Source organism: uncultured Slackia sp. (assembly GCF_934630525.1).
GTDB lineage: Bacteria > Actinomycetota > Coriobacteriia > Coriobacteriales > Eggerthellaceae > Slackia.
Genome location: NZ_CAKTVX010000009.1, coordinates 1 through 19,278, shown reverse-complemented (window position 1 = coordinate 19,278; position 19,278 = coordinate 1). Strand labels below are relative to the sequence as shown.

Here is a 19,278-nt window from a genome sequence, read left to right as displayed (position 1 = left end):
TTTTAATGGTTGGCTATTATATCTTTTTTAAGCTCACGTATTAAAACCGCAGAAAGGCTTGAGTCGCCCATGGGATTCTTCTCGAAATTCGAAGGCAAAATGGAAGATACCTTCGAGGGTGCAGCGGGGAAAATGAACAACGCCCCCATCTCGCCCGTCCAAATAATGAAGAAGGCTGAAAAGCAAATGCGCCGCGAGAAGATGGTGAGCGCCGGCCGCGAATTCGCCCCCACGCTCTACACCGTGCTCGTGAACGCCGACGACGACCAGCGTCTCTTCGGCTTCTATCCCACGCTCGCGGGCGAAACCGAAACGCGCCTTGAATCGGCCGCATCGTCGGAGGGCTTAGCCCTGGACTGCAAGCCGCTCGTGCGCTTCATCGTGGACGAGAGCCTGAAACACGGTAAATTCGACGTGATCGCCGAAGTGGTAAGCGCGCCTATCATCGCTCAGCTGCGCGATGAGGAAATGCAGCGCTACGGCATGGCCCCCGCCGGTGGCCGAGGCTACGCGCAACAGCCCCAGCAGCCCGCGTACCGCCAGCAACCGCAAGCGCAGCCCCAGCAGCCCGCATACGCGCAGCCCAATCGAAATGCGGCCTTCGGCCAGGCACCCGGATACGGCGCCGCGGCAGGCGCGGCATACGGCGCGGCCCAGCAGCCTGCTGTAAAGCCGCCGCTGCCGCAGGTCAACGAAGATGAAATCGATTACGACGCCAACTACGGCGAATACACGTTCAACAGTGAGAACTTCAGCGACCCCCATGCGCCGGTCAACGTGCCGCCCGTAATTGAGCCCGAAGCTCCCGCCTACGCCAATCAGCAGCGCGTCGCGCAGCCTGCCGCCGCCGGCGCCCAGGCCGCCCAATCGTTCGCGCAGAGCATTCCGCAGCCTCCCGCGCCCGAACCGGTCGTCCTGCCCGAGCAGGCCCCCGCGTTCCCCGGCGCGTTCCCCGCGACCTACCCCGCAGGCGGGGCTGGCGCATTCCCCGATGTCGCCCACGTCGCCGAAGCTGCAGGCGGCACGCCTGGCATGCCGGGCAATGCGGCTTATGCAGGCGTTCCTGGAACCGTTGCCTTCACCGCTGGAGCCGCGCAGGCAAACCAAATTCCCAATGCCAACGCCGTTCGCGCGCGCCTCATTGACGTTGCGTCGAATCGCTCCTACGACCTTGCCACCAACCGCGTGCTCCTCGGCCGCGAAACGGGCAACGACATCGTCGTGAACGACTTGAATGCTTCGCGCCAGCACGCCCAAATCGAATTCGAACCGCAGGGCGTCTGGGTCATTACCGACCTTGGCTCCACCAACGGCACGCTCGTCAACGGCGCACCCGTCACGCGACGCGGCCTGTCCGACGGCGACCGCATCACGCTCGGCATCACCGATTTCATCTTCTCACTGCGTTAGGAGCCCTTCCGTGATCGACATCGTCCTTTTAGTTGGCCGTCTTCTGTTCGTCGCGCTTTTGTACCTCTTCCTGTTCGCAATCATGAAAACGGGAATTGGCCTGGTGAAAGGCCAGCGCAAACGCGAAAAGGCCTGGGAGGTGTCGGTAGAACGCGGGCCCAAAGAGCTGCGCGGCGTGAAAATGCCCGTGCGCGGCCCCGTTATCGTGGGCCGCTCGCCCGGCGCTGACATCGTGATTGGCGCGAGCTATGTTTCCGCACGCCACGCGCGCTTTTCCATCATGGGCCAAAACCTGTTCGTTGAAGACTTGGGCTCAACGAACGGCACCGCCGTGAATGGCCAGCGCATCGCTGAGCCCGTCGCGCTCAAAAGCGGCGATGTGGTCAATATCGGCGACGTCACCATGCGAGTGAGGTACGAATAATGACCGCCGCACAGAAGGCCCAACGCCGCGGCCGCCACGCCAAGGTCGATTTGCCTGAATACGGCTCCCGTACCGACGTCGGCCTCGTTCGCGACCATAACGAAGACAGCCTGACCGTAGCCCCGCCCGTATTCGCCGTCGCCGACGGCATGGGCGGCCATGCAGCAGGTGAAGTCGCCAGCGAAATCGCTATCCAAACGCTTGTCGAAAACGCACCCGACACCGCCGACGGCGATGCGCTCGCGCGCGCCGTGGTCGAAGCGAACCGCGCGGTCATTCGCGCCGCAGTCGACGGACGCGGCAAGCAAGGCATGGGAACCACTATGACCGCTGCCGTGCTCGACGGGGTTCGCCTCGTGGTGGCACAGGTCGGCGATTCGCGTGCCTACCTGCTGCATCGCGGCAACCTCCAGCGCATCACGCGCGACCACTCGCTCGTGGCCGATATGGTCGAAGCGGGCGAAATCACCGAAGAGCAAGCTCGCGTGCATCCCCAGCGCAGCGTCATCACCCGCGCGCTCGGCAGCGACCCGCGAACCCTGCCCGATATTTACGAGATGACGCTCGAAGGCGGCGACAGGCTGCTTTTGTGCTCAGACGGCCTTTCGTCGATGATCGAAGACGACGTCATCCAAAGCGTGCTTTCGCGCCGCTGCGATCCGCAGCTTTGCGCGAATATCCTGGTCAACGAAGCAATTAAGGCCGGCGGCTTCGACAATGTGACCGCCGTCGTGATTGACGTGAAAGGCGACGAGGAGACCCGCGTGAAGAAGGCGCGGTTCCGCAGCCGAACGGGCGCCATTATCGGTGCGCTCGCGCTTCTTGCCGTGCTCGCCGCAACCGCCTTCGGTTCGTATGCCTACCTGAACCACGTGGCGTTTCTCACCGTTGATTCAAACAACGAAATCGTCGTGAACCGCGGCCTGCCGGGCGAGGTCTTCGGCATCCAAACCTACACGCTCGACCATAAAACCGGCGTGAAAACGAGCGATTTGGACCTTCCGCAAAACACCATCGATAGGCTCACCGAAAACGGCGGCATGCGCGTCGACTCCGTGGCCGACGCCGATTCGCTGGTAAGCACGTGGAAATCGCAAGCGACATCCGAGAAAACGCAGGACGACGCCAACGAGGGAAAGGGTGGTGACAAATAATGAGCCGTCGCAATACCGAACTGCTGCTTTTATGCCTGGCAGCGCCGTTCGTCGTGCTGTTGTTCGCCATGGTGCTCGTTCAGCAAGGCACAGCGCTTTCGCTCGAATCGCTCACCGCGCCCCTCGGCTTGTTCGCCGCGTTCGTGGTCGCGCACATCGCCACCCGCTTCCTCGCGAAAAACGCCGATCCGGCCATCCTGCCCATCACATTCGGCCTTTCCGGCATCGGCATTGCATTCGTCACGCGCCTCGCGCCCGATTTGGCGGTAAGCCAGATCGTCTGGCTGTTCGTGGGCATCGCGTGCATGGTGATCACCCTGGCGGTCGTGCGCAACATCGACCGTCTCTCGCAATACAAATACACGTTCATGGTGCTGGGCATCATTTTGCTGCTCTCCCCCATGATTCCCGGCCTCGGCCAGGAAATTCTCGGCAGCCGCATTTGGCTGAAGCTTGGTCCTTTCAGCTTCCAGCCGGGCGAAATCGCGAAAATCTGTATCGTCATCTTCTTGGCGTCGTATTTGGCGCAAAACCGCGAGATGCTCTCCATTTTCACCGTGCGCGTTGGCCGCTTCCGCGTGCCCGACCTGGGAACGCTCGCCCCGTTGCTCGTGATGTGGGCGATTTCGTTCATCATCGTCGTATTCGAGAAAGACTTGGGCAGCGCGCTCGTATGCTTCGTGCTGTTCCTGGTCATGCTTTATATCGCGAGCGGAAAGAAGCTCTATTTGGTGGTGGGCTTCGGCCTTGCCGCCATTGGCTGCGTGTTTTTGTACCAGTTCTTCGGCCACGTGCAAATTCGCGTGAACACCTGGCTCGACCCGTTCTCTGACGCATCGGGCAATGGCTATCAGCTGTGCCAAACGCTCTATTCCCTGGCCGATGGCGGCATGGTGGGCGTAGGCATCGGCAACGGCCTCGCCGAAAACATTCCCGTCGTTGAGTCCGACTTCATCTTCGCCGCCATCGCCGAAGAAACGGGCTTGCTCGGCGGAGCCGCCGTGCTGCTTTTGTATTTGAGCCTGTGCATTCGCGGTTTCGCAACCGCGGCTCGCGCGAAAAGCGACGTGTCGGCCATGATGGCTGTGGGTTGCACCGTGACCATCGTGCTTCAAGCGTTCATCATCGTGGGCGGCGTCACGCGACTCATTCCGCTTACGGGCCTTACCCTGCCCTTCATTAGCCAAGGCGGATCTTCCCTGCTCGCAAGCTTCATTGGCATTGGCCTTTTGCTGCGATGCGGCGACGAAGGCACCGGCATCAACTCGGAAGTCCGCGACGGAACGAGCCGCATGGCCCCCATTGGCGCGCACGGCTCGCACGGCCGCCCCGCAGAAACGGGCGTGCTCGGCCGCGTTGCCCTGGGCAAGCGCCTCACCAATACCGCGCTCGCGTTCGCGCTCATGTTTGCCGCACTCGTGGCGAACCTCACCTACGTTATGGTGTTCATGGCCGACGAGTATCAGAGCTACCCGGGCAACAACCACACGCTCTATAAGGAAGCGCGCACCGAACGCGGCTCCATTTCCACATACGATGGCATCGTGTTGGCCGACAGCGTTCAGGCCGACGACGGCGGATACACGCGCGAATACCCGCAGGGTTCGCTCGCCGCTCACCTGGTGGGATACTACTCGCAGGTTTACGGCGCATCGGGCATCGAGGCCTCGCAGAACGACGCGCTGAAGGGCGATTCGAGCTTCGCAAGCTGGACCGACGTGGTGAACAGCATGGCAGGCATCGAGACGCCCGGCAACGACGTGCGCCTCACGATCAATTCCGAGATTCAGAAAACCGCCGAATCGGTGCTCGAGGGCTACAAGGGCGCCGTCGTGGTCATGAACCCGAAAACGGGCGCGGTGCTCGCCTGCGCGAGCTCGCCCACCTACGATATCAACGACGTCGACGACATATTGGCCCAGGCCGCAAGCGGAACCGACACCACGAATGGCGCGCTCATCAACCGCGCCACGAGCGCCGTGTATGCGCCGGGCTCCACATTCAAGCTCGTTACGCTTACCGCGCTCATCGAGGGCAACCTCGCCACGCCTTCCACCACCGTCGACGCGCCGGCGCAAATGACCATCGGCAACGCATCGGTCACCAACGCCGACGACATCGGCTATGGCACCATCACGCTCGCCCAGGCCCTCGCCGTTTCATCGAATACGGCATTCGGCCAGTTCGGCGAGGAAGTCGGCAGCGACCTGCTCGTGAAAACCGCACAGAAGTTCGGCTTCGGCAGCGCCATTGACACCGACATCCCCACCACGGCGAGCCTCATGCCCGACCCCAACGAGATGACCACCTGGGAAACCGCGTGGGCAGCATGCGGCCAGCCGGTAGGCGAACACGCAAGCCCCGCAGGCCCGCAGGCTACCGTGCTGCAAATGGCCATGGTCGCCTCGGCGATTGCGAACGACGGCGTGCTCGAGAAGCCCTACTTCGTTGAAGGCATCTACAACGCCCAAGGCGAGCGCTCCTTCAGCGCAACTCCGAAGAGCCTCGGCAGCGTCATGTCGAGCTCTTCCGCGAAAACCATCACCGAAATGATGGGAGGCGTCGTGAACAACGGCACCGGCGCAGGAGCGAAAATCCAAGGCGTGCAGGTCGCCGGCAAAACCGGCACGGCCGAGACAAACAAGGAATACAACGACAGCTGGTTCGTAGGCTTCGCACCGTCCGACAATCCCTCGGTTGCCGTCGCCGTGCTCATTGAAGAAGGCGTGCACGGCACCGACGAATCAGGCCTGGCGAGCGTGCGTGCGCAGAAGGTGTTAACTTCGGCACTTCAAGCGCAAGGCCTGCTGTAGTTGGAATAAAATGAGGTATTTAACGAAAGAAAGCGCTCGGCAATCGAACTAGGAAAACGCACCAGCCGAAAAGCGCTTAACCATAGGTCCATCCGCGGCGGCGGAAGGTGAGGAGAGAAACGTGATAGGCAGAGTATTCAACGGCCGATACCGCATCACCGAGCGCATCGGCATTGGCGGCATGGCCGAGGTCTACAAGGCCCAGGACCAAACGCTCGGCCGCATTGTCGCTGTGAAGGTGATGCTGCCGCAATACGCAGCCGACCCTGAATTCGCGGCGCGCTTCAAGCAGGAGGCTGCATCGGCGGCCAACCTGCAGAGCCCCTACATCGTGAACGTATACGACTGGGGCCATGACGATGGCACGTACTTCATCGTCATGGAATACGTGCGCGGCACCGATTTGAAGAGCGCCATTCTGCAACGCGGCGCCATCAATCAGCGCAAGGTCGCCGAAATCGGCAGCCAGGTGTGCCAAGCGCTTTCCGTCGCGCACAACCAAGACATCATTCACCGCGACGTGAAGCCGCAAAACATCATGGTCCAGCCCGACGGCAACGTGAAGGTCATGGACTTCGGTATCGCGCGCGCGAAAAACTCCGTGAAATCGCAGACGAGCAGCGTGCTCGGCACGGCGCACTATATTTCGCCCGAACAAGCGCAGGGCAAAGAGCTTACCGGCGCCTCCGACATGTACTCGCTCGGCTGCGTGCTCTACGAAGCCGCCACGGGCCAGTTGCCCTTCGACGGCCCCGATGCCGTAAGCGTCGCCATGAAGCAGGTTCAGGAAGAGCCTCTGCCCCCTTCGCAGGTCAAGCCCGACATTTCGCCCGACCTCGAAGCCATTATCTTGAAGGCGATGGATAAAAACCCCTACAACCGCTTCCAAACGGCGCGCGACATGAAGCAGGCGCTCGACGACTTTCTTATGGGACGTCCCGTGAACATCGCCGGTGCGGCGGGCGGCTTCGCAAGCGCACCCACATCGGTCATGGGCAGCGTGCCTGGCATGGCGGGCGAAGCGGGCGGCACCGCTGTCATGCAGCCCATCGGCAACGACGCGGGGATGAAAACGAACTCGTACCGCGGCGGCAACGATATCGACATGGGCAAGGCGAAGAGCAAGAAACGCGGCCCCCTTATTGCCGTGGCAGCCATCGCGGCAGTTGCCGTTATCGCTGCGCTCGCATTCGCGATAACGGGAGGCCTCGGCGGGGGCGACAAAGTTCCCAACGTGATTGGCCAAACCCAGGAAGCCGCCGTTCAAACCATTGAAAAAGCCGGCTACACCGTGGGTACCGTCACGGAAGACTACGACGCCGAAACCGTAGCGGGCCGCGTATGCAAGCAAGACCCTGAAGCCGACAGCGACCTCGAAAAGGGCGGCAAAATCAATATCGTCATTTCGAAGGGCGTGAAGAAGGGCTCCATTCCCAATCTTTCAGGCATGACGTCTGAACAGGCCGAAAAGGCGCTGAAAGACGCCGGCCTGAAGGCCCAGTATGCCGGCAACGAGGCGTCTGACGCCGACAAAGACACCGTGAGCAGGCAAGACCCCGCAGCAGGCAAGGAAGTCGACGAAGGCACCACGGTCAAGTATTGGATTTCCACGGGCCCCGAAGACACGTCGGTGCCTAATGTAGTCGGATCCGACCAGGCAAGCGCTAAAGCCCAACTGGAAAGCGCCGGGTTCACCGTGCAGGTCGAAACGGGCGACTACAGCGATAAATACGGCGAAGGCATCGTCATGTCGCAAAGCCCCAACGGCGGCAAGCTTGAAAAGGGCGGCACCGTGACCATCACCGTATCGCAGGGCCAAGACCCCGAGAAGAGCAAGGTCACCGTACCATCGGTCACGGGCATGAGCCAGAGCGAAGCGATTAACACGCTGCTCTCCTACAACCTCGCCTATGCGCTTGACACGGCATCCGCCGGTTCGGGAACCCCGGGAACGGTTGCCAAGCAAAGCGTCACCGCTGGCAAGAAGGTCGACAGCGGCACCGTGGTCACTATCTACGTCGTGCCCGAATCTTCGAGCTCCACGGGTGATAACACGAACAATTCCGGCAACGCTTCCAACACCGGAAGCACGACGAACTAGCGATCAGCCCTTACCTTCAAGAAGCGTCCCTCAACTGAGGGGCGCTTCTTTTTTAATGCAATGGCGTTCTCGGCGATGGAGCGAACGGCTACGACAACAGATTCCGAATCCGTCTCCGAAAGCGACGCCACCGTTCGAAATACCTAACTTCACGCGATACGCAACCCTCGATTCGCCTCAAAGGCCCCGCTACAATAGCGAACATGGCACACATCAAAAACAACCCCCCAACCGCTGCAACGCCGCTTCCCCAATGGGGATATAAGGCTATGCTCCTCGGCGCCGCCGCCATTTGGGGCCTCAGCATTTGCATCATCAAAGACACCGTCGCGGTGTTTTCTCCTGCTTGGCTTATGGGCATTCGCTTTTTCCTCGCAGGCATTCTGTTGCTCATCGTTTTCCATAAACGCGTCGCGCAATGCCTTAACCGAGAGATGCTCGTTGCTGGCGCGATAATCGGCCTCGTGCTCGCGCCGGCATACCTGCTCAACACATCAGGCCTTCAGTTCACCACGGCATCGAAGGGAACGTTCCTTACGGGCACGTATTCCATCATGGTGCCCTTCATCGCATGGGTTATTTCGAAGCAACGCCCCACGCGCTACAACATCGCCGCGGCGGTGCTCGCCCTTGCCGGCATTGGATTCATCTCGTTTTCCGGAGCAGGTGAGGTTTCGCTCACCTTCGGCATCGGTGAAGCAATTATGCTCGCATCGGCATTCTTCCTTGGTTTGCATATGGCGGCATCGGCGCGCCTCTCAGATGGACGCGATGCGCTCGTGCTTTCCGCGATTCAATTCATCGTCGCGGGCCTTATTGGCATGGCGTGGGGAGCCGCAACGGAAGGCGCTCCGAACTTAGCCACGTTTGCCGACCCTTCGGTATTCGCAGGCATGACGTACCTCGTGGTATTCGCTTCATGCGGCGCGCTCTGTTTCCAAAACATCGGCATCAAGCATGTTCCCGCAGCACCTGCCGCCCTGCTGCTTTCGACCGAAAGCCTTTTCGGCGTGACATTCGCCGTGCTCTTCTTTGGCGACACGCTTACCATCACGGCAGTCATCGGCTTCGCGCTCATCATCTTCGGCATCGCGATAAGCGAAACCTTCCCCTTAAAGAAAGGAAGTTCGCAGTAATTCGTGGCAGAAAACGTCGCCATGGGGCCCTATTGCATACGAAACAACGCACATTGGCAGGAATCGCACCCAAGGGGCCCCTCTTTCGTCGAAAATCAAAGGCAAAACAAGCTTTTATAAAGTAAAATGCCTGGTCGCGCTATTCCTCACGATTATTTTATTGCCCAAGGCCCCTGCAATAGGGCCCCATGGGCGCACTTCCTGCCAAATCAACGTCGCAACTCGTACAATAGGCAAAGAAAACGAAGCGTCGCCGCAGCAAGAATCACGAAAGAACTCCCATGAAAAAAGAACTCCCCGCCCTGTTCTACAAACTGCTCATTATTGCAGCCACCATTATTTGGGGCTTCAGCTTCGTTGTCGTAAAAGACGCCGTCGATGCCGTATCGCCCGCATGGCTTATGGGCATGCGCTTCGTCGCCACCTCCGCAATTCTGGCCGTGGTATTCCATAAAACGCTGCGTGCGAACTTCGATACGAGCCATCTTTTTGCAGGCGTCGTGCTTGGTGTGCTCTCGTTTTTGGGCTTCTGGATTCAAACCATTGGCATTACCGACACGACCCCCGGCCGCAATGCGTTTCTTACTGCGACGTATTGCGTCATGGTGCCGTTCCTTTATTGGATTGTGGCGAAGCGTCGCCCCACGGTATTCAACCTGGTAGCCGCCGTCATGTGCATTGCGGGCGTCGGGTTCGTTTCGCTCGGCGGCGATTTCACGTTCTCTATGCGCTGGGGCGATGCGATGACCCTGCTCTCGGCCGTGTTCTTCGCGCTGCATATGGTTATGGTGCCCGTTTTCGCCGACCGTCGAGACATCATGACCATCACCATCGTGCAAATCGGCACAAGCGGCCTGTGCGGCATCGCAATTGGAGCGCTCAGCGAACCTACGCCCGCCTTCTCATCGCTTGGCATCGATTTTTGGGCGCAACTCGGCTACCTGGTGGTCTTCGCTTCGTGCTTGGCCATGGTATTTCAAAATGTGGCGCAAGCGAAAATTCCCCCGGCGCAAGCGTCGCTTTTGCTCTCGCTTGAAAGCGTGTTTGGCGTGGCGTTTTCCGTGCTGCTTTATGGCGAAGAACTCACCTGGATGCTGCTTGCGGGCTTCGCGCTCATCTTCTGCGCCATAGTGATGAGCGAAATATTTCCCAGGCCCAAGAAAAAGTGACCCACCGCTGGTGAATGGGCCACCTCCCTTCTTCACGACCACGTTCGGCTACCGCTCCCTACGGTCGCTATGCGCCTCACTGGCTGTGTTCAATATTAGAATAGAGGGCATATTTGAACACAGACGGTCTGAAAGAAGCGCGGTCGCCCATCCACCAGCTTCCCAACCTCGGCAGGCAGCCCGTCTACGCCCCCATTCAGCCTATCGGCCTCGCGTGATTTTCACCGAGGCATACGCAACAGGCAGGCCAATGGGCGCCCAAGGCTTTTTCAGCTCAACATCAATTTCTTGAATCAGCGGAAACCTATCCAACGCGGCATCGGCCACAGCCTGCGCCGCGCGCTCAATCAGCTTGAACGTCGATGCGCGCAACATTGCATCAACCAGATGGCATACCGCGCCGTAGTCGACCGAATCGTCCAACGCATCGCTTTTGCATGCCACAGAAAAATCGCCACGCAACGCCAGGCTCACAATGAATTTCTGCCCCAATGCGTTTTCTTCAGGAAACACGCCGTGGTTCGCGAATACTTCTAAATCGACGATGCGGATTTCATCCATCGTATCCCCTGTTCAATCTAGATTTTAATGCCGGCATTCATTTTTTCGGGCAGCCAGTCGCATCGCTCGCGCGCCGCGCACGCGTAACACGGACGAGACACTTTATCAGCCTCATAGAGCAGCTTCCCCAACGGCGATGCATCGTCGACGAAGCGGCGGTGCTGCGCCACGGCGGCAACGATGGCCGTTTTTTCAAGCGCCGAGAAGCCATCAATATCCATCAAGATGTTCGCCGCAACGCGCGCGCCGGCAACTTCATGCGGCTCGCCGTGCTCATATTGCTCAGCCTTGCCCAAATCGTGAAGGAGGGCTGCCGCATAGACCGTTTCTTTTCGGAAGGGCATTTTGCGCTCAAGCACCCGAATGTAGGCGATGCGCGCCACGTCGAGCAGGTGATCGACCCCATGACAACAAAACTCGCGGCCCAATTCGGCACGATGGATGCGTTTCATGTGGTCGATGAAATCAGGATGGCGGCGAATCACATCTACCGCAGGCATGACCTGGTCATTTCCGCAAATGCCACGCAACTCGAGCTCCTGCTCGCGCGCAATCATCGATGCCGTCTTCGGCGATGCCGCCCCAAGGGACGACACGCCCGACGGCAAAACCTCGGCAACAGAAACCCCGCCGCCCGTTACTGGCACGGAAGTTGCGGAAAAGCGAGAATCAACCGCAAGGGGGTTAACCGGGCCCTCGAAGCCCTCGAGCTTCGCGGCATCGGACGTGTTTACCGCCGACAAAGCTGGAGCGTCGCCCTGCATTTCGTGCACAACGCGACCCGTTCCGGCCTCGCGTTCGGTCACTTTGAATCGTTCGGTTTTATCGGGCTTCGCCATACTCGCCTCCCCGGTTCATGCATTCGGTCAATCAAAATAATAAGCCTCGCAAAAAAGCAAGGCTCATCGATGGTCTATGCGCTCGGACTATTTCCCAATCAGGCGGAAGAATTCATCAACCAGCGCCTGATTGCCTTCGAAAACGCCACGCTTTGCAAGCGTTGCGGTCGAAGCGCCTGGCTTGCTCACACCGCGCATCGACATGCACATGTGCTCGCCCTCGACCATGACGATAGCGCCCTTCGCGCCCAAATCGTCCATGAGCGCATCGGCGATTTGCGAAGTCAATCGCTCCTGCAGCTGCAGGCGTCGAGAGAACACCTCGACCGTACGCGCGAGCTTCGAGAGCCCCGTCACGCGACCGTCGGGGATATAGGCGAGATGCACCTTGCCATAAAACGGAAGCAAGTGGTGCTCGCACAGCGAGTAGAACTGAATATCGCGCTCGACGACCATATCGTCGGAGTCGATGGAAAACGTCGTAGACAAATGCTCCGATGCCGATTCGTCCATGCCTCGGCAAATTTCGGCATACATGCGCCCCACGCGCTGAGGCGTCTCGAGCAGCCCTTCGCGCTCAACGTCTTCCCCCATGCCCTCGAGCAAAAGGCGAACAGCCTGTTGGATTTTCTCCTGGTCGACCACGTTTGGTTCCCGTCTTTCCGCAAACAACAAAAACGCGCCCGAAGGCGCGTCGGTTCATGGGGGATATTATAAAGCTGCAAACGCCGAAAGCGCCGTTGGCTCGAAGTTTCTTCAAACGAGCGGGCGGCAGCGATCCACAACTCCACATGAAGCCAATCGGTTCGCCGTCGCCCGCTTCCATCGGACAAATCGATTCTTACTGCGCCTTGTACGGAACCATAGCTTCCTCGTCGCCGTTCGCTTCCTCAAGACGCTTGAAGAAGTCCTTGGTCTCGCGAACAACCACGCCCGAAAGCACGATCAGGGCGATCATATTCGGAATAGCCATGCATGCGTTGAAGATGTCAGCGATGGTCCACACGGCAGCAACCGTCATGTACGGGCCGGCGAACACGCAGGCGATATAAGCCCAGCGGTACACCTTCACGGCCTTCTTCGAGCCGTTGCTGAAATACTCGAGGCAGCGCTCGCCATAGTAGTCCCAGCCCAGAATGGTGGTGAAACCGAACAGCGCCAGGCAAATCATGAGTACGAAGCTCACGGCCTCGCCGGGAATGAACGGCAAGCCAGCCTGGAATGCAGCGGTGGTAACGGCTGCGCCCTCAAGGCCGGGAATCTGATACGCGCCCGTCATCACGAGGGCCAAGCCGGTCATGGAGCACACGATGATTGTATCCAGGAAGGTGCCCGTCATAGAAACCAGACCCTGACGCACAGGCTCTTTGGTCTGGGCAGCGGCGGCGGCAATAGGAGCAGAACCGAGGCCAGCCTCATTGGAGAAAATACCGCGCGCGATGCCCTTCTGCATAGCAATGATAATCGCACCCAGGGCGCCACCAGCGGCGGCACGCAGACCAAACGCGCTCTCGACAATCGTGACCAGCGCATCGGGCAGAGCGGTGATGTTCACTACGATGAGCACCAGAGAGAAGCCCACATAGATGACCACCATAACGGGAATGATCTTCTGAGCGACGCTCGAAATGCGCTTCAGGCCGCCAATGACAACCAGGCCAACGAAAATGGCGACGACGAGCGAGCCAATAACCGTAGCGAGGGAGTATTCCATGCCGAACAGACTCACGGTATGCGCCATGTTCGGGTCAAAGAAGCCGGTGATAGCCGAGTTGATGGAGTTCACCTGCGTGAAGGTACCAATGCCGAACAGGCCGACGCACATTCCGAAGAACGCGAAGATCTTTGCGAGCCAACGCCAGGAAATCTGGGGCAGACGCTGCTTCATGCCGCGCTCGATGTAATAGAACGGGCCGCCAAGCACATGGCCGTCTTCGTCAATGCTGCGATACTTCACCGCAAGCAGGCCCTCGGAATACTTCGTGGCCATTCCGAACAACGCAGCGAGCCACATCCAGAACATCGCGCCCGGGCCGCCGGCAACGACAGCCGTCGCAACGCCCACGATGTTGCCGGTGCCGATGGTGGCCGAAAGCGCCGTGCACAGCGCGCCGAAGCTCGACACCTCGCCGTGAGCGTCATCGCCCTTTTCATTCTTCATCATGTAGCGAAGCGCGCGGGGCAACTTGGAAAACTGCAGGCCGCGCAGGCGCACGGTCAGCAGGATACCACCGGCCAAAATGAGGACCATAAGCGGCACGCCCCAAATAAAATCGTCGATGGCGACCAAAATGCTGTTCACCGTGGCGAAAAACTGTTCCACAACTCTTCCTTTCTTCATTCCGCATCGCGAAACGTCCGACTATCTAACGCCGCACGCGACACGCTTTCAGAAAGCGAAGGAGCCTTGGAATATAGGGAGAAATGAAAAACAGAAGAAGAGCTGTTGCAGGAATACGCATGCACGAATACCTGCAACAAGCTGCGAAGCTGCTCTGTCCTTTTGCCTGAGAGTTTCACGCCGCGCGATCATGGGTTTCGCGGCGCTTGCCCCTTCGGCACCCAAATGATTGGGATTCTCCAGAGGCCCCTAACGCGTCCAGTCTCGGCCGGGAAAGCTTCGATTCAAGACGTATCGACGGGGTGGCGCTATGCACTTGTAACCTTGGAGGATTGAGAAGAGCGACAAGAGAGAGGAAAAAGGCTAACCTCAATCCCTCAAGGTGCTGACGGAGACTATAGCACTATCGCACGCTACAGTGGAACAGTTTTTTTCAAAAAGGTTTCAAGGAAGCATAGAAGCTTGACAGCGGCGACCGTCCAATCGAAAGCACCCGCCTATGAATGCACGAGATCGCGCATTCAGAGCTCCTTTCGCCTCTCTGCGGCCTGCGCGCGCCGATGTCGTATACTCGGCATATTGATTTTCGAAACGCAGCCAAGGAGCAGCCATGGCTTACAACAATTTCTCACCCGAATTCGTCGAGCGGTGGAATGCCGACACTGAAAACGGCGTTAGCAACCCCTATCGCTGCGCCAACGAAGATGCCATACGGCGCAACCCCAAGCGAGACATGTCGCAGCGTTTGCACCGCCCGCCCTTCTGTCGCGACATTGACAAAATCCTCAACGTGCCGCCCTACAACCGCTACGCCGGCAAAACGCAGGTATTCAGCTTCGTGCGCAACGACGACATCTCGCGACGAGGCTTGCACGTACAGCTCGTCGCCCGCACCGCGCGCACCATCGCACGCATGCTGCGCCTCAACGAAGACCTCACGGAAGCCATTGCCCTTGGCCACGATTTGGGACATACGCCCTTCGGACATGCAGGCGAGCACATCTTGAACGACCTCTATCACGCCGACACGGGACGCTATTTCAACCATAACGTCCACAGTGCGCGTGTGCTCGACCATCTCTACGCCCGCAATACGAGCCTGCAAACGCTCGATGGCGTGCTGTGCCACAACGGCGAAAGCAGCCAGAAATCGTTCTACCTAGGCACGACGCATTCTTTTGAAGATTTCGATGCCCGCATGGAGGCATGCTATACCGACGAGGCGGCCATTGGGCACCTGCGCCCCAGCACGCTCGAAGGCTGCGTCGTGCGCATCTCTGATATGGTCGCCTACGTCGGCAAAGACCGCCAAGACGCCATGGGCGTTGGCGCGCTGGAATCGGACAGGCATTTCACGGCAGGTCCCATGGGCGTTATGAATGCCGAAATCATCAACAACCTCACCGTCGACATCGTCGAGCACAGTTACCTTCGCGACCACATCGAAATGAGCGACGACGCCTTCGCCGCGCTTAAAACCGCCAAAGCCGAAAACTACGAGCGCATTTACCTAGCCGGCGACCAGGGCGACATTTACGAAGAAGAGATTCGCCCCATGTTCGAAGAACTCTATGAGCAGCTACTTCGCGACCTAAAAGCGAATAACGAAAGCTCCCCGCTCTTCAAACACCATATCGAGAAGATTGAGCGACAGCGTCGCCTTTACGACGACGACGCGCCCTACCGAAAGGAAGAGCCGCACCAAATCGTCGTCGACTACCTCGCCGCGATGACCGACGAGTATTTCCTGGCAGCCCACAAATTCATCTGCCCCCACAGCAGCCACCATGTAGAATTCCGCAGCTACTTCGACGGAATCGACTACCAGCGGGCATGATTGCGTCAGCATAGGCAATATAGGCTTCGGCTGCCTGACATACGGATACGCAAGATTCCGCACGAGCCGAACGCGCCAGTGGCACGTTCGTGCGAGCCAGGACCTGCCCGAAGCGGAGCCGCGTGTCAGGCGGCCGAAGCCGGACAGCAGAAGAGGCCGGGCGAACCCGGCCTCTTCTGTATCGAACTCTTACGCCGCAGCGTCTTTCTTGTTCATGATCTTCGCGATTACAACGAAGCCGCCGCACGCCAACACAATGGTGACGGCCAACGGAATCCACGGGCTGCCCATGATGCCCGCAAGGACATAACCGATAGCGCCCGACACGAATACGATAGATGCGTACGGAATCTGCGTCGACACGTGCGCCATATGGTTGCACTCAGCGCCGGCAGACGAAAGAATCGTCGTGTCGGAAATCGGCGAGATATGGTCGCCATACACCGCGCCGCCGAGAGTCGCGCCGATGGCGACCAAGAACAGCGGGTCGCTCGGGTCAAATACGCCCACAACGATAGGCAGGATAAGCGCGATGGTGCCCCAGCTCGTGCCCATAGAAAAGCCGATGAATGCCGCAACCAGGAAAATAGCGAACGGCAGCAGAGCCAGGCTTACGCCCAGGCCATTCAAGAAGCCGCTCACAAACGGACCCGTACCGATCATGTAACGGCATACGCCGCCGAGCGACCAAGCGAGCACGAGGATCATAATGGCCCCAACCATGGAGCGCACGCCTTCGGCGACGCCTTCCATGTAGCCCTGAAGCGTGCACAGGCCGCGAGGCAGATACATGGCAGCAGCAACGACCAACGCCACGAACGAACCGATGCACAAGCCAGCAACAGGATTCTCGCCAACGGCGGTCGCGAACTCGACGCCTTCGAAGAAGCCGCCCATATACAGCATGCCCCAAATGGAGAACACAATTAGAACGAGAATAGGCACAACAAGGTCGAACACCTTGCCCCTCTCGGACACTTCCATTCCCTTGAACTGAGCTTCGGCCTTATTCGCCTCAAACGCCTCGGCGAGCTCAGTCTCTTCCGCAATAACGGTCGCAGGCAAATCGTGCGCGGTCTGCGGGTTATTCTTCGCGGCGATTTTGGCGGCAGTGCGCTCAGTGGCAACGCTCAGGCGCGTATCGCCCTCGACCTCGTTGGGATTGGTAATAACCTTGCCTGGGTTTGCGGCAGCAACTTCCTCGGCCTCGGCGGAACCATACTTCGCGGCAGCCTCTTCGGCCTTCTTCATGGGGCCAAAGTCCAAACCGATGAATGCAACGAAGAACACGAATACGATAGTGCCAAGCGCGTAGAAGTTATACGGGATTGACTGAACGAACAGGTTGAAGCCGTCATCGCCCAGGTAGCCGCCAACGGCAACAGCCCACGAAGACACCGGGGCGATAATGCACACTGGCGCCGCGCTCGAATCGATAAGCCATGCGAGCTTTTCGTGGCTCATGCGGAAGCGGTCGGTAATAGGACGCATAACCGCGCCAACCGTGAGGCAGTTGAAATAGTCGTCCACGAAAATGAGAATGCCCAAAACGGCGGTCATTACGCGGGCGAGGCGAGCGCTCTTCACGTGCTGAGAAACCCATGCGCCATATGCGCGAGAGCCGCCGGCAATGGCGATAAGCACGACAAGCGCACCCAGCAACGCCAAGAACAGCAGCAGCGCGCCGTTGTTGGCGATTTGCTCACCCATCATTTGGGGAACCAGGCAGAACGCGTCAACGAGCGAACCGAATCCAACGCCATCGATGGTGAAGGTATAAATCACCATGCCAACAAAAACGCCGATCGTGAGGGAGGAATACACCTCCTTCGTAAGAAGCGCCAAACCGAGCGCCAAAAGCGGGGGCACAATAGACCATATGCCCGTGTCAATGAGCGCAAAACCTTCCATTATCCACTCCTTCACAAGTGGACGCGCTTTCACCTCTTCCCAAAATGCCCGGCAAACCGGAACATCGGCGAAAGCGCGCCCGCTCAACAGATGTAGAGAAGAGTATACCCCGCCTTGACCAGGCGGGGTATAAAAGAAGCCGATAATATGGGAACGGTTGAATAATCGGGTGGTACGTTCAAACCCAATTCTGAGCAGGGCGTTATATTTCCGCTGGCGCCGATCCGCGCCACAAAATACAGCCCCTCCAGCAAATCGGCCACCAGAAACGAACTATTCCAAACCAAGGTCAAGCAGCGCATTCGCGTTGCGATACAAAATATCACGCAACTCATCATCGGTTAGGCCAATATGAGCGAGCCTCGTCAAAAAGTCCGCGGTGTCTTCCCAAGGAGAATCGGTGCCAAACAAAATACGCGTCGTACCATATTCGCGCACAATGCGCAGGAAGTCATCGTTAGAAATATGGCCAAGCTGGAACGCCGTATCCATATACCCGGGCCATTCAGGATGCAGCTCGGGCGGATGCGTGAAATCAGGCACACTGCCGCCTAAATGAGCCAAAACCGTGCGCTCATAAGGGAATTTGTTAAAGAAGCGGTCAATTTCAACAGGCGAGCAATCCCAATCGGGACCAACCGTCGGGTAATCAATGCCCGAACCCGTATGGAATAAGATGACCATATTCTCTTCAATGGCGGCCTCGTATATAGGAAACATTTTAGGGTCGCTCATTTTGAAATGCTGATTCACCGGATGAAGCTTCATGCCCTTAAAACCCAATTCCGCGCATCGGTGAATCTCGGCAACAGGGTCATCCATATCGCGCACCACGCTCATGAACGGAACAATATCGGGGTCATCGGTATAATCCTGCAGCCATTCATTGAATTGCGGCACCTGGCGAGGGTTCGTAGGCACAGGAAGTATCACCGATTTCGTAACGCCAAGCTCGCGTTTTCGCTCACGAACGCCATCGAGCGTGCCAGGATTAAAAGCCGTAGCGCCGAAGTTGTCTCCGAAATAAGCACGCATGCGAGGCGCAAAGCTATCGACCCATGCGTGAGTATGAACATCGACAATTGGACAATCGGGAAGAACTCCCGACCCCGGCCCTTCGGTCGGTCGAGTGTGGCGAAAATGCCAAATAGGCCACCCGTTCGCATCGGGATGGTCGGCATCATGAAGATGCTTCTCGTCCTCCAGAATCACTTTAGCGGGCGTCCATCCCTGGTCGGGATAGAGACGCTCATGAACCTCATGCACTTCCCAGGTCATAGTCATCCCCTATCGTTTTCACTAAGGGAAAATAGTATCCAATTCCACAAAACAAGAAACGGACGAAAAACGATTTCTGACCAAGAGAACACCCCGCAGTTCGCTAGGCAACCTGAAAATGAACCTGTTAAACGCTGCGAGCATTTAACAGGTTGCGGCGGGCCTTGCCCCCGATATAGGAAAGGGGCCTCGCGGCCCCAAAAAGAAAAAGGGCCCGAAGGCCCTGTATATGCGGAAGCGCCCTGCATGAGCGCGACGCCCTGTCCTCCCGCAGCCTGGCGCTGCAGTACTTTCGGCGAAGGCG

General features: G+C 58.5%; 14 protein-coding genes and 1 riboswitch. Of the genes, 8 read left to right on the top strand and 6 right to left on the bottom strand.

Going from position 1 to position 19,278, the window contains the following annotated elements:
- Positions 1–69: 69 nt before the first annotated feature.
- The 7 genes from Q0D41_RS07795 (at position 70) to Q0D41_RS07765 (ending at position 10,207) form a co-directional block, all read left to right on the top strand.
- A complete protein-coding gene (locus Q0D41_RS07795; RefSeq protein ID WP_294377544.1) occupies positions 70–1,410 on the top strand; it encodes an FhaA domain-containing protein in 1,341 nt (446 codons plus the stop codon).
- A gap of 10 nt (positions 1,411–1,420) precedes the next feature.
- Complete coding sequence (locus Q0D41_RS07790; RefSeq protein WP_123219567.1) at positions 1,421–1,834, top strand: FHA domain-containing protein; 414 nt, start codon at positions 1,421–1,423, stop codon at positions 1,832–1,834.
- Positions 1,834–2,988: a Stp1/IreP family PP2C-type Ser/Thr phosphatase gene (locus tag Q0D41_RS07785; RefSeq protein WP_294377541.1), complete on the top strand. Its 1,155-nt coding sequence runs from the start codon at positions 1,834–1,836 to the stop codon at positions 2,986–2,988. Before Q0D41_RS07790 ends, Q0D41_RS07785 begins: the two co-directional genes overlap by 1 nt.
- Complete coding sequence (locus tag Q0D41_RS07780; protein WP_294377539.1) at positions 2,988–5,801, top strand: FtsW/RodA/SpoVE family cell cycle protein; 2,814 nt, start codon at positions 2,988–2,990, stop codon at positions 5,799–5,801. Before Q0D41_RS07785 ends, Q0D41_RS07780 begins: the two co-directional genes overlap by 1 nt.
- A 121-nt stretch (positions 5,802–5,922) precedes the next feature.
- Positions 5,923–7,902, top strand: a complete 1,980-nt coding sequence (gene pknB, locus Q0D41_RS07775; protein ID WP_294377537.1) for a Stk1 family PASTA domain-containing Ser/Thr kinase — start codon at positions 5,923–5,925, stop codon at positions 7,900–7,902.
- Positions 7,903–8,105: 203 nt separating this feature from the next.
- Entirely contained in the window at positions 8,106–9,038 is a 933-nt protein-coding gene (locus Q0D41_RS07770; protein ID WP_294377535.1) for a DMT family transporter, read from the top strand.
- Between the two features lie 281 nt (positions 9,039–9,319).
- Positions 9,320–10,207, top strand: a complete 888-nt coding sequence (locus tag Q0D41_RS07765; protein ID WP_294377533.1) for a DMT family transporter — start codon at positions 9,320–9,322, stop codon at positions 10,205–10,207.
- Positions 10,208–10,408: 201 nt separating this feature from the next.
- On the opposite strand, the gene folB is transcribed toward Q0D41_RS07765, so the two are convergent.
- From folB to Q0D41_RS07745, 4 genes are all read right to left on the bottom strand, one after another.
- Positions 10,409–10,768, bottom strand: a complete 360-nt coding sequence (folB, locus tag Q0D41_RS07760; RefSeq protein ID WP_294377532.1) for a dihydroneopterin aldolase — start codon at positions 10,766–10,768, stop codon at positions 10,409–10,411.
- Positions 10,769–10,785: 17 nt separating this feature from the next.
- Positions 10,786–11,607, bottom strand: a complete 822-nt coding sequence (locus tag Q0D41_RS07755) for an HD domain-containing protein (RefSeq protein WP_294377530.1) — start codon at positions 11,605–11,607, stop codon at positions 10,786–10,788.
- Positions 11,608–11,694: 87 nt separating this feature from the next.
- Positions 11,695–12,252: a GTP cyclohydrolase I FolE gene (gene folE, locus Q0D41_RS07750; RefSeq protein WP_294377528.1), complete on the bottom strand. Its 558-nt coding sequence runs from the start codon at positions 12,250–12,252 to the stop codon at positions 11,695–11,697.
- 196 nt (positions 12,253–12,448) lie between these two features.
- Complete coding sequence (locus Q0D41_RS07745) at positions 12,449–13,948, bottom strand: alanine/glycine:cation symporter family protein (RefSeq protein WP_367113829.1); 1,500 nt, start codon at positions 13,946–13,948, stop codon at positions 12,449–12,451.
- A 144-nt stretch (positions 13,949–14,092) separates the two neighbouring features.
- A riboswitch (glycine riboswitch) is annotated at positions 14,093–14,201 on the bottom strand.
- A gap of 357 nt (positions 14,202–14,558) precedes the next feature.
- Between Q0D41_RS07745 and Q0D41_RS07740 the strand changes: the two genes are divergently transcribed.
- On the top strand, positions 14,559–15,785 hold the full coding sequence (locus Q0D41_RS07740) for a deoxyguanosinetriphosphate triphosphohydrolase family protein (protein WP_294377525.1): 1,227 nt from the start codon (positions 14,559–14,561) through the stop codon (positions 15,783–15,785).
- A gap of 189 nt (positions 15,786–15,974) precedes the next feature.
- Here Q0D41_RS07740 and Q0D41_RS07735 read toward each other — a convergent pair whose 3' ends face one another.
- Together Q0D41_RS07735 and Q0D41_RS07730 are read right to left on the bottom strand one after the other, a co-directional pair.
- Positions 15,975–17,696: a Na+/H+ antiporter NhaC family protein gene (locus Q0D41_RS07735; RefSeq protein WP_294377523.1), complete on the bottom strand. Its 1,722-nt coding sequence runs from the start codon at positions 17,694–17,696 to the stop codon at positions 15,975–15,977.
- Between the two features lie 273 nt (positions 17,697–17,969).
- Positions 17,970–18,974 carry an amidohydrolase family protein gene (locus Q0D41_RS07730; RefSeq protein ID WP_294377521.1) on the bottom strand — a complete coding sequence of 335 codons (1,005 nt, stop codon included), beginning with the start codon at positions 18,972–18,974 and terminating at the stop codon, positions 17,970–17,972.
- Between the last annotated feature and the right edge of the window lie 304 nt (positions 18,975–19,278).

Coding starts and splice junctions, on each gene's coding strand:
- Q0D41_RS07795 (WP_294377544.1), top strand. CDS start 70: ATGGGATTCTTCTCGAAATTCGAAGGCAAAATGGAAGATACCTTCGAG.
- Q0D41_RS07785 (WP_294377541.1), top strand. CDS start 1,834: ATGACCGCCGCACAGAAGGCCCAACGCCGCGGCCGCCACGCCAAGGTC.
- Q0D41_RS07780 (WP_294377539.1), top strand. CDS start 2,988: ATGAGCCGTCGCAATACCGAACTGCTGCTTTTATGCCTGGCAGCGCCG.
- Q0D41_RS07770 (WP_294377535.1), top strand. CDS start 8,106: ATGGCACACATCAAAAACAACCCCCCAACCGCTGCAACGCCGCTTCCC.
- Q0D41_RS07765 (WP_294377533.1), top strand. CDS start 9,320: ATGAAAAAAGAACTCCCCGCCCTGTTCTACAAACTGCTCATTATTGCA.
- folB (WP_294377532.1), bottom strand. CDS start 10,768: ATGGATGAAATCCGCATCGTCGATTTAGAAGTATTCGCGAACCACGGC.
- Q0D41_RS07755 (WP_294377530.1), bottom strand. CDS start 11,607: ATGGCGAAGCCCGATAAAACCGAACGATTCAAAGTGACCGAACGCGAG.
- Q0D41_RS07745 (WP_367113829.1), bottom strand. CDS start 13,948: ATGAAGAAAGGAAGAGTTGTGGAACAGTTTTTCGCCACGGTGAACAGC.
- Q0D41_RS07740 (WP_294377525.1), top strand. CDS start 14,559: ATGGCTTACAACAATTTCTCACCCGAATTCGTCGAGCGGTGGAATGCC.
- Q0D41_RS07735 (WP_294377523.1), bottom strand. CDS start 17,696: ATGGAAGGTTTTGCGCTCATTGACACGGGCATATGGTCTATTGTGCCC.
- Q0D41_RS07730 (WP_294377521.1), bottom strand. CDS start 18,974: ATGACCTGGGAAGTGCATGAGGTTCATGAGCGTCTCTATCCCGACCAG.